Source organism: Aeromonas sp. SER, from assembly GCF_038739615.1.
In the GTDB taxonomy this organism is placed as follows: Bacteria; Pseudomonadota; Gammaproteobacteria; order Enterobacterales; family Aeromonadaceae; genus Aeromonas; species Aeromonas jandaei.
The window spans coordinates 1-244 of the sequence record NZ_JBCGFC010000040.1; the positions used below are offsets into that span (position 1 = coordinate 1).

The window sequence follows — 244 nt, forward strand, 5'->3', positions numbered from 1 at the left end:
AGTAGTTCGCTTGGTATTTGCTACAAGCCTTAGAACACTTCTTGGGTGTTGTATGGTTAAGCCTCACGGGTAATTAGTACGGGTTAGCTCAATGCATCGCTGCACTTACACACCCCGCCTATCAACGTTGTGGTCTCCAACGGCCCTTTAGGACCCTCAAGGGGTCAGGGATGACTCATCTCAGGGCTCGCTTCCCGCTTAGATGCTTTCAGCGGTTATCGATTCCGAACTTAGCTACCGGGCA

General features: G+C 51.2%; 1 rRNA gene. It reads right to left on the reverse strand.

Annotated features, from left to right (window positions below):
- Positions 1-52: 52 nt before the first annotated feature.
- Positions 53-244: ribosomal RNA gene (locus AAHA41_RS22605) — 23S ribosomal RNA — on the reverse strand; the annotation flags it as partial.